Raw genomic sequence first — 9,545 nt, forward strand, 5'->3', positions numbered from 1 at the left:
GGCGCCGTGATCGGCGCCACCACCTGGTTACCGGCGAGCACACCGTTCGCACCCGAGGTGCGGTTGCCCCCGGCCCCGAGACCACCACCCTTCGACGAGACCGAGGCGCCGCCCCTGCAACCGGCCTCGGCCTTGCCCACGACCGCGACGGCGTTGCCGCAGATGTTGATCGGCGCCGTGATCGGCGCCACCACCTGGTTACCGGCGAGCACACCGTTCGCACCCGAGGTGCGGTTGCCCCCGGCCCCGAGACCACCACCCTTCGATGAGACCGAGGCGCCACCCTTGCAGCCGGCGAAGGCCTTGCCCACGACCGCGACGGCGTTGCCGCAGATGTTGATCGGCGCCGTGATCGGCGCCACCACCTGGTTGCCCGCGAGCACACCGTTCCGGCCCGAGGTGCGGTTGCCCCCCGCGCCACCCCCGGCGTTCCCGGCGTTCCCTGCGGAGATGCCGCCCTTGCAGCCCGCCTCCGCGTTGCCGACCGCGTTGCCGCAGACGTTGACCGGGGCGGTGATCGGAGCGATCACCTGGTTGCCGCTGCCGGCGGCGAAGCGGCCGTCGGTGTCGTTGCCACCCGCCGCGGGATGCCAGCCCGGACGCGGGCCGTGCCCACCCGGATAGCCGGGCTTGCCGGGCCGGCCCGGACGGCCTGGCCCGCCGGTCACCTCGGCGCCGCCCCTGCAGCCGGAGAACGCATCGCCGACGACCGCGACCGAGTTGCCGCAGATGTTGACGGGGGCGGTGATCGGGGCGACGACCTGGTTGCCGCCGAGCACGGAGGACCTGCCGGAGGTGGTGTTGCCCCCGGACCCGCCCCGGCCGCCGCCCCGGACGGACGCGCCGCCCTTGCAGCCCGCGACGGCGTCACCGAAGATCGCGATCGAGTTGCCGCAGGCGTTGATCGGCGCGGTGATCTGGGCGACGACCTGGTTGCCGCCCAGGACGCTGTGGTCGCCGTTGGTCCGGTTGCCCCCGGACCCGCCCCGGCCGCCGCCCCGGACGGACGCGCCGCCCTTGCAGCCCGCCTCGGAACCGCCGAACAGCGACAGCGCGTTGCCGCAGGCGTTGACGGGGGCGGTGATCGGGGCGTTGACCTGGTTGCCGCCCAGGACGCTGCCCCTGCCCGAGGTCTCGCCGGGGATGCCGCCGCCGCCGTTGTTCTCGACGGAGGCGCCGCCCTGGGAGGTCGCCGTCGAGGTGCCGGCGACGGCCGCGGCGTTGCCACTGATGTCGATCGGCAGGGAGATCGGGGCGTTGACCTGGTTTCCGCCGCCGATCGAGTTGTCGCCGGAGGTGTCCGCGAAAGCCGTACCGCTGCCGAGGGTCATGACGCCCAGCGCGAGCAGTGCCGCGGGGGTCGTGCCCTTAACCCACGTACGCATGATTGATGCTCCTTGCGGTTCTTGGGGGGATACCTGACATCTCGTGACCGGCGTGCGGAGCCATGCGAGGTCCTGACGGGAGCCCGCACAGCGGGAGCCCCGGGGCCGTCACGAGGGATGGGAAATCACTGACCGTCATGGAGCGGAGCGGCTCCCCTGGAGACGGGGGCTGAGGCACGCTCCGCGACCGGCAGGCTCGACTGGAGAGGCGGCCGGTCTACGGGACGGAGTCAGTCAGGAGAGAAGGAAGGGTCGTCCGCCGCTGTGCGGACCACCGGGGGGAGCACACACGCCAGTGGGGCGCGCTGAGCCGTCAACCGCGGGTCGTAGACGAACCGCGAGAGGTCCCCCACGCCCGGCCCCGAGAAGCCGGATCCACCGCTGGTCTGGGGCACGAATCCATCGGCGCCAGAGCTGTGGTCAACGGTGGTGGGTGCCGGGGACGCCGGCTTCGACTGGCTGGTGAGCCCGTCTATGCCTCGCCCGGCCATGGCCTCGGCGTTTCCTGACGCCGACAGCCCGCCGCTCTCCGTGGGGAAGACATCGGCCTGGAGGGCCGATCCGGAAGCGGCCGAGTCGGGGGCGCCGGAGCGCGCCACTCCCGTCGCCGCGGTGGTGTCCGCGGCCGCCGGAGCGGCGCCGAGGAGCCCGAAGACGACCGCGAGCAGCCATCCGGCGGCCAGCAGGGCGCCGACCGCGGAGACTCGCATGACGATCTGCCGGCTGCCGGCCGCGAACCGCGCCATCCGGTCAGCCCGGGTGAAGATCGCTTCGTCAGCGGAAACGGCCACGGGCACGCGCCGAGCAGCGGGCGAGGACGCCCTCCACTGCTCCTGCGGCATGCGTGCCACGTGACCTCCCCAAAGCTCCTGGGTGGACCCGCTTCACGCGCGACCCAACCCCTCGACGGAGAGTTACGTTAGCACTACGGGTAGTCAGTGCAATGGCTTTCCGCGGAACGCCTCAACAACCGTCCAGGAAGCGGTCAAGCACCCGCACCCCGAACCGGAGCGAATCCACCGGAACCCGCTCGTCCACCCCATGGAACATCCCGGAGAAGTCCAAGTCCGCCGGGAGCTTCAGCGGCGCGAACCCGAAGCCGCGCATGCCCAGCCGGCTGAACGCCTTCAGGTCCGTGCCACCCGACAGGGTGTACGGCACGGCGAGCGCGCCCGGGTCCTCGGCGAGCAGCGCGTCGGTCATCGCCCGCACCAGCGGCCCGTCGAAGCCGGTCTCCAGGGCGATGTCGTGGTAGACGAACTCCCTGGTCACGTTGGGGCCGAGCAGCTCGTCGAGCGTCTGGAAGAACTCCTCCTCGTATCCGGGCAGGAAGCGGCCGTCCACGTGCGCGATCGCGGTCTGCGGGATGACGTTGGCCTTGTAGCCGCCCTGCAGCATGGTGGGGTTGGCGGTGTTGCGCAGCGTGGCGCCGATCATCCGGGCCAGCGGGCCCAGCTTGGCCACGGTCGCCTCGGCGTCGTCCAGGTCGAGCTCCAGCTCCAGCGCCCTGGAGGTCTCGGTGAGGAAGGTCCGGACCGTCTGCGTCAGCCGTACGGGCCACTCGTAGCGCCCGATGCGGCCGACCGCCTCGGCCAGCTCCGTGACGGCGTTCTCGCCGTTGAGCATGGAGCCGTGCCCGGCCCGGCCGCTGGCGGTCAGCCGCATCCAGGCGATGCCCTTCTCGGCCGCCTCGATGAGATAGAGCCTGCGAGCCTCGTCGAGGGAGACGCTGAACCCGCCGACCTCGCCGATCGCCTCGGTGCACCCCTCGAACAGGTCCTTGTGCTCGCCGGCCAGCCACTGCGCGCCGTACGTGCCGCCGGCCTCCTCGTCGGCGGTGAACGCCAGCACCACGTCCCGCGGCGGCCGGCGCCCCTCGCTGAGCCGCTGCCGGACGACCGCGAGGATCATCGCGTCCATGTTCTTCATGTCGACCGCGCCGCGCCCCCAGACGCAGCCGTCGGCGATCTCTCCGCCGAGCGGGTGGTGGGTCCAGTCGCCGGCGTCGAAGGGGACCACGTCGAGATGGCCGTGGAGCAGCAGCGCGTCGCGGGAGGGGTCTTCCCCCTCGATCCGGGCGATCACGTTCGCCCTGCGGCTGTCGGACTCCAGGATCCGCGGCTCCAGCCCGACCTCCGCCAGCTTGCCGGCCACGTATTCGGCGGCCTCCCGCTCACCGGGGCCGGCGTTGTCGCCCGCGTTGGTCGAGTCGATCCGGATCAGGTCACGGCACAGCTCCGCGACCTCGTCCTCACCATTGAGCGCGGTCATGTCGACTCCTTCGTCTCCGTACGGCTTGCGCCTCCCATCCTGCCGCCGCCACCGCTCCACGGGCATCCCTCCCGACCCCGGTCCCTTACCGATATGACGCAAGCTCAAGAGTTTGCTAACCTGATTCCGCCGACGCGGGATGACGGTCCCGCGTGCAGGCACCAAGTCCGGGTGGCGGAATAGGCAGACGCGCTAGCTTGAGGTGCTAGTGCCCTTTGCGGGGCATGGGGGTTCAAGTCCCCCCTCGGACACACTTGATTCACCTATGGGGTGCTGGTCAGCTCTAGAGCCGACCAGCACCTTTCTCTTTCCTGGGTGATAGGTGAGCGTGAGACCCAATCCTGCGTAGATCTTCGCCTTGCGGGCCGACTCCGCCTCGCCCAGGATCCGCACCATGCCGCCCAGCGCGTGCATCATCTCGGCCAGCCCGTCCCGGTCGAGCCGGCGCGAGCGCAGCGGAGCACGCCGGAGCCGCCGCTCCGCCTCCACCTTCCTGGCCTGCTCCTCCCGGATCCAGCCCGCGACCACCGCCGGATCGGCCCCGGCCTCCAGGGCCGCCCGGTGCTGGGCCAGCCTCCGGTCGGACTCGGCGACCTGCCGCCGGGTGACGGCGAGCGCCTCGGCCTCCGGAGGATCGACCTGCTGGGCGGCGACGAGGGCGTCCAGGGTCTCGTCGACACGGTGCGGCGCGAACAGCCGGCCGAGCCAGCGGTCCAGCCGCGGCACCACGGCGTCCTCGCGGAGGTAGACGTTGCGCGGATGGACGACCCGGTTGGCGAGCGCGTACTCCTCGGGGAACCGGCACCGGTAGTAGGGCGCCTCATTGACCCAGTTGCCCTGCATGCGCCGCTCGCACACCCCGCAGAAGATCAGCCCGCGCAGCACGTAGGGATTGCCCACCCGCTTCGGCCGCCGCCCGGTCTGCCGCCCGCCCCTCCCCGCGAGCGTGGCCTGGACCTCGTCGAAATCCTCGGTGCTGACGATCGGCGGGTGGGCCACGGCGTCGGACCAGACCGCCCTCCCCACGCACGTGGGGGTGAGCCGACGCTGCACTACCTGCTGCTCGCCCGTGACTAGGGAGTGTTCTGAGTTGAGATCACGGTGTTCGCCCTGCGGGTGAACACCGTGGCTGGTAGCACCGTTGATATGGCGCGTGGTGATGTAACCGATGCGGAACGGGCGCTGATCGAGCCGTGGCTGCCGTTGGGTGAGCGGGGGCCGGTCCCCGACCTTCGGCGGCAACTGAACGGGGTGATCCACCACTTCCGGACGGGCAGCCCATGGCGGGACGTTCCGGCCGAGTACGGGTCGTGGTCGACGGTCTATGACCGGTTCCGGGCGTGGGCGCTGTCGGGCGTCATGCAGAACTTGCAGGAACGGATGATCGCGGAGGCGGCTGCTCGCGGTCAGGTCGATCTCAGTTGGGTCAGCGTGGACTCCACCAGCCAGCGAGCCCACCAGCACGCCGCAGGGATGGCGGTGGATCCCGAACTCCTGCGGGCGCTCGAAAAAGCGGCTGAGGAGGAAAAAGGGGTGCGCGCGAGGGACAAAACCCGCAACTCCAAGACGTCCAGGACAGCAAGGACGTCCAAGACAGCGGGCGTCGGCAGGCCCGGCGGCGACGGAAGGTCCGGCTGAAGACCGCCCTCTTGGGGCGCTCTCGTGGCGGGCTGACCAGCAAGACCCACCTGTCGGCCGACCGGCGGTGCCGTCCGTTGTCGTTCGTCCTCACCACCGGGCAGAGCGCGGATTGCCCTCAGTTCGTCAAGGTCTTGACGCTCATCAAGGTCCGCGGTTGGATCGGCCGTCCCCGCACTCGACCCGACGCGGTCGCCGCTGACAAGGCCTACTCTTCTCGCTTCAACCGTATCTACTTGCGCCGCCGCGGCATCAAGGCTGTCATCCCGGTCAAGGCCGACCAAGCCCAGCACCACAAGAACAAGGGAAGTCGCGGCGGTCGGCCCGTCTCCCGCGACGAAGGCCTCTACCGCGACCGCAACACCGTCGAACGCTGCATCAACAAGATCAAGCAGTGGCGAGGGCTCGCCACTCGCTACGACAAAACCCCCGAAAGCTTCCTTGCCGGGCTCCACCTCCGCGGAGCACTCATCTGGATCAGAAGCCTCGACCCGCTATAGATCCAAACCCAGAACGCTCCCTAGTGCGACGTTCCTGAATGCGGCTGTACATCCCTGCCTGCCGACCTGGGGAGATGATGGTCTCAGGGGTTTTGTCATGCCGAAACTGCTGTACGCGCGTCCGCCGGCGGACGCCGACGAGGAGCGGCAGATCCGCAAACCGGCCGGGGCCCGCCATGCCCCGGCCGACTGGATCACGCGGGCGCAGATGATCGTATTGAGTTGGCAGGGGCTGCGGACCAGCGCGATCGCGGCCAAGCTGGGCTGCCACATGCAGACCGTGCGCGAGCGGCTCGACCGGTTCAACGCCGAGGGCTTGGCCGGGCTGGGTGACCGGCCCGGAGCGGGCCGCAAGCCGCGGATCACCGAGGTCGAACGCGGACAACTCCTCGCACTGGCGCGTTCGACCCCGCCCGGCAAGCCGGTCCGCGATGCGAGCGGGGACCTGGTGGCAGCCGATGAGATCGCCCCAGCCGAGTGGACACTGAACACGCTCACCGCAGCCGCCCGCGCGGCGGGCATCGACATCCACCGCTCTCAGGTGCGCCGGATCCTGGTCACCGAACATGTGCGCCGGCGGCTCACCCGCTCGCCGACCACCTCCACCGATCCGGACTTCGCCCCAAAGAGCCGAGGTCGTCGGCCTCTCCACCCGGCCGCCGCCCGGCACCACGGTGATCTGCGCCGACGAACCGGGGCCGGTGACCCCGCGCACCTTCCCGCCCGGTCACCCGTCTACGAGCTACGGGACAACCTCCCCGCTCGGGCCGGTGGCGCCGGGACGGTTGAACCGCGAAGCGCCGCGGGAGGACTTCCGGTGCCGCGTCCGGTCAGCCGAGAGCCGCCCGGGAGCGGGCGATCTGGTCGCGGGTACGCGCGGACCAGACGTATTCGTTAAGCGGGTCGAGCCGGTGGAGGCAGAAGGTGAAGTGGGCCAGCGCGGCCCGTTCGTCGCCCCGCCACCGGCTGATCTCCCCCAACGTGTAGGAGATCAGCGCCTCTCCCCGAGAGTCTCCGGCGTTGACGAACATCTCCGCGCACCGGAGGAGGATGCCGGTGGCGGTGTCGTGGCGGCCCAGCGCGGCCTCCGCCTGGGCCAGCCGGTGCAGCGCCAGCCGCTCGCCGGTGCTCCACCGCAGGTCCCGGCAGAGATCCAGGCAGGCCCGGTAGTAGCCGATCGCCTCCTCGACGCGGCCCGTCTCGTAGCAGGCGATGCCGAGCATCCGCAGGAAGCGGGCCCGGTGGACGGCGCTGTGTCCCTCGGCGCGGGCGAGGGCCCGGCGGCAGGTCGCCGCGGCGGCGTCGTGGTGGCCCAGGAAGAACTGGATCGCGGCGATCTCGGTCCACGCGCTCAGCAGGCCGTGCCCGTCGCCCAGCGCGTCGAACCGCTCGGCGGCCAGGGTGGCGGCGGCGAGCGCGGACCCCAGGTCCGCCTCCAGGGTGGCGGCGACCCCGAGCGACGCGTACGCGGCGGCGTGCTGATCCCCCGCCCGCGAGCAGCGGTCGAGCAGGTGGCGGAACTCGTCGGCGACCCCGCTGGCACGTCTGCGGTCCACCTCGGCGTCGGCGCGCACCAGCCGGAGGCGCGTCTCGGCGGCGGCGTCACCCGCCGCGGCGGCGGCATCGGCGGCCGCCCCCAGCATGCGGACGGCGTCGTCGTGGAAACCGCGCACGATCAGGAACGGCGCCAGCGCGTAGGCGAGTTCGGCCGCCTCGCGCACCAGCCCGGCGCGAGCGGTGGTCTCAGCCACGGCGATGAGCACGCCGCGCTCCGCCGTCAACCAGGCGCCGCCCTCCGGACAGGGCGGCGTCCGGGCCGGGCTGCCGGGCGGGGGCGGGCCGAAGGCGAGGGGCAGTTCGCGGGCGGCGGCGGCGGCGTGGTCCCGGGCCGTGGCGGCGACCCGGCGTAGCGCCACCGCCCGGCTCCGCCCGCTCTCCTCCGTGACGAACAGCTCGGCGGCGAAGCCGCGCAGCAGGTCGTGCATGCGGTAGCGGGGCTGGTCCGCGGCGTCGGCGTCACCGGCGGTGATCAGTCCGGCGGCGGCCAGCTCCTCCAGGGAGCCGTCCACGTCGCGCACGGTCGTGCCCGCCAGCGCGGCCACCGTCCAGGCGGCCACGCCGTCGGCGGCCACCGATCCGAGCAGCCGGAACGCGCGCCGCGCGGGCGCCGACAGCACCGCGTAGCTCGCCCCGAACGTGGCGCGGACGTCCAGGTGGCCCGCACGCAGCTCGCTCAGCGCCGGGGCGCCGGCGAGCCGTCGCGCCAGCTCGGCCAGCGGCCAGGCAGGACGGGTCACCAGCCGCGCCCCGGCGATGCGCAGCGCGAGCGGCAACCGCCCGCAGGCGCGTACGATCGCCTCCGCCGATTCGGGGTCGCTCGCCACCCGGCTCGCCCCGGCCACGCCCGCGAGCAGGTCGCGGGCGTCGGCGGGCGGCGGCACGTCCAGCGCGTACGCGATCGCGCCGGGCATCGCGGGCAGCGGCCCGCGGGAGGTGACGAGGACCGCCGACCCGGAAGTCCCGGGGATCAGCGGTTCCACCTGGGCCTCGCCGGCCGCGTCGTCCAGCAGCACGAGCACCGCCCGGTCGGCGACCTTGGCCCGGTACATCGCCGCCCGCTCCTCGACGGAGGAGGGCAGGCCGGCGGAGTCCACGCCGAGCGCCCGCAACAGCTCCGCGAGCGCGTCGGCCGGGTCGCGGGGCGACGCCGAGGCGTCACACAGCCGGACGAACAGCTGGCCGTCCGGATACCGCTGCCGCACCAGATGCGCGACACGGACCGCCAGCGTGCTCTTCCCGACGCCGGGCGGCCCCGACACCGTCACGATCACCGGCGCCGTCCGGGTGCCGTCCAGCGCGGCGACCAGGTCGCGGGTCTCGCCCTCGCGGCCGGCGAAGTCGGCGATGTCCGCCGGGAGCAGACAGATCCCCGTCCAGGCGGGTTCCCGGACCGTCTCCGGCGCGGGGGCCGGGACGGGGGCGTCGTCGAGGACCGCCGCCTGCAGTCCGCGTAGTTCCTGGCCGGGTTCCACGCCCAGCTCGGCGACGAGCGTCGAGCGGGCCCGCCGGTAGGCCTCCAGGGCCTCGGCGCGCCGGCCCGCCCGGTGCAGCGCCAGCATGAACCGGTGCCACAGGCGTTCGTTGAGCGGCGCGGCCTCCACCAGCGATGTCAGCTCACCGACGAGCTCGTCGTGCAGGCCGAGCCGCAGGCGCACGTCGATCCAGCCGAGCCGGGCGTTCTCCCGGCGCTCCTCCAGCTCGGTGACGCGCGCCTGCATCGTCGCGGCCAGCGGCACGTCCTCGGCCGGTCGGCCGCGCCACAGCGCCAGCGCCTCGGCGAACAGCCGGTTCGCCGTGGCGGCGTCGCCGCCCGCCGCCTCCAGCCGGGCTCGCCGTACGGCCTCGTCGAAGGCGAGCAGATCGAGCCGGTCGGGGCCGAGGCGCAGGCGGTAGCCGTACGGCACGGTCTCGACCTCGATCGCGGCGCGGCGCAGCGCGGTCAGGTACGTCTGGAGGTTCGGCAGGGCGGACCGGGGCGGGTCGTCCCACACCGAGGCGATCAGCCGGTCCCTGGACAGCACGGTGTCCGGATGGAGCAGGAAGACGCCGAGCACCGCGCGCACCTTGGCGGCCAGCCGGAGCGGCTGCCCGGCATTGGTGACCCGGACCGGTCCGGGCGTTGAGCTTGGTGACGATCGTGGTGAGGTAGTTGCGCACCGTCCCCGCGCTCAGATAGAGCCGCCCGGCGATC

The 9,545-nt window shown here is 72.6% G+C and carries 5 protein-coding genes, 1 tRNA gene and 3 pseudogenes; 3 read left to right on the forward strand and 6 right to left on the reverse strand.

The genetic code is table 11. From position 1 onward, the window contains the following. The 3 genes from ACWDS7_RS43270 to ACWDS7_RS43280 form a co-directional block, all read right to left on the reverse strand. Window positions 1-1,385: chaplin family protein (locus tag ACWDS7_RS43270; RefSeq protein WP_451934030.1), on the reverse strand; the 1,385-nt coding region annotated here is incomplete at its 3' end. A gap of 230 nt (window positions 1,386-1,615) precedes the next feature. Beyond that, window positions 1,616-2,131, reverse strand: coding sequence for a hypothetical protein (locus tag ACWDS7_RS43275; RefSeq protein WP_451934031.1), 516 nt, complete (start codon window positions 2,129-2,131; stop codon window positions 1,616-1,618). 217 nt (window positions 2,132-2,348) lie between these two features. After that, a complete protein-coding gene (locus ACWDS7_RS43280) occupies window positions 2,349-3,656 on the reverse strand; it encodes a M20/M25/M40 family metallo-hydrolase (RefSeq protein WP_451934032.1) in 1,308 nt (435 codons plus the stop codon). 165 nt (window positions 3,657-3,821) lie between these two features. Between ACWDS7_RS43280 and ACWDS7_RS43285 the strand changes: the two genes are divergently transcribed. Next, window positions 3,822-3,907, forward strand: a tRNA-Leu gene (locus ACWDS7_RS43285). A 541-nt stretch (window positions 3,908-4,448) separates the two neighbouring features. Here the strand turns inward: ACWDS7_RS43285 and ACWDS7_RS43290 are convergent. Beyond that, window positions 4,449-4,919, reverse strand: a pseudogene (locus ACWDS7_RS43290) (recombinase zinc beta ribbon domain-containing protein); the annotation flags it as partial. Here ACWDS7_RS43290 and ACWDS7_RS43295 point away from each other — a divergent pair. Both ACWDS7_RS43295 and ACWDS7_RS43300 read left to right on the forward strand, forming a co-directional pair. After that, window positions 4,803-5,794, forward strand: a pseudogene (locus tag ACWDS7_RS43295) (IS5 family transposase). The pseudogenes ACWDS7_RS43290 and ACWDS7_RS43295 sit on opposite strands and share 117 nt — an antisense overlap. 97 nt (window positions 5,795-5,891) lie before the next feature. Beyond that, window positions 5,892-6,692, forward strand: coding sequence for a helix-turn-helix domain-containing protein (locus tag ACWDS7_RS43300; protein WP_451934033.1), 801 nt, complete (start codon window positions 5,892-5,894; stop codon window positions 6,690-6,692). Here the strand turns inward: ACWDS7_RS43300 and ACWDS7_RS43305 are convergent. Both ACWDS7_RS43305 and ACWDS7_RS43310 read right to left on the reverse strand, forming a co-directional pair. Then, the gene (locus ACWDS7_RS43305) at window positions 6,625-9,258 is read right to left on the reverse strand and encodes an ATP-binding protein (RefSeq protein ID WP_451934034.1); all 2,634 of its coding nucleotides are present in this window, start codon (window positions 9,256-9,258) and stop codon (window positions 6,625-6,627) included. The genes ACWDS7_RS43300 and ACWDS7_RS43305 overlap by 68 nt on opposite strands. 30 nt (window positions 9,259-9,288) lie before the next feature. Further along, window positions 9,289-9,432: pseudogene (locus tag ACWDS7_RS43310) on the reverse strand (winged helix-turn-helix domain-containing protein); the annotation flags it as partial. Window positions 9,433-9,545 lie beyond the last annotated feature (113 nt).

The sequence above is a fragment of the Streptosporangium sp. NPDC003464 genome, from assembly GCF_053588315.1.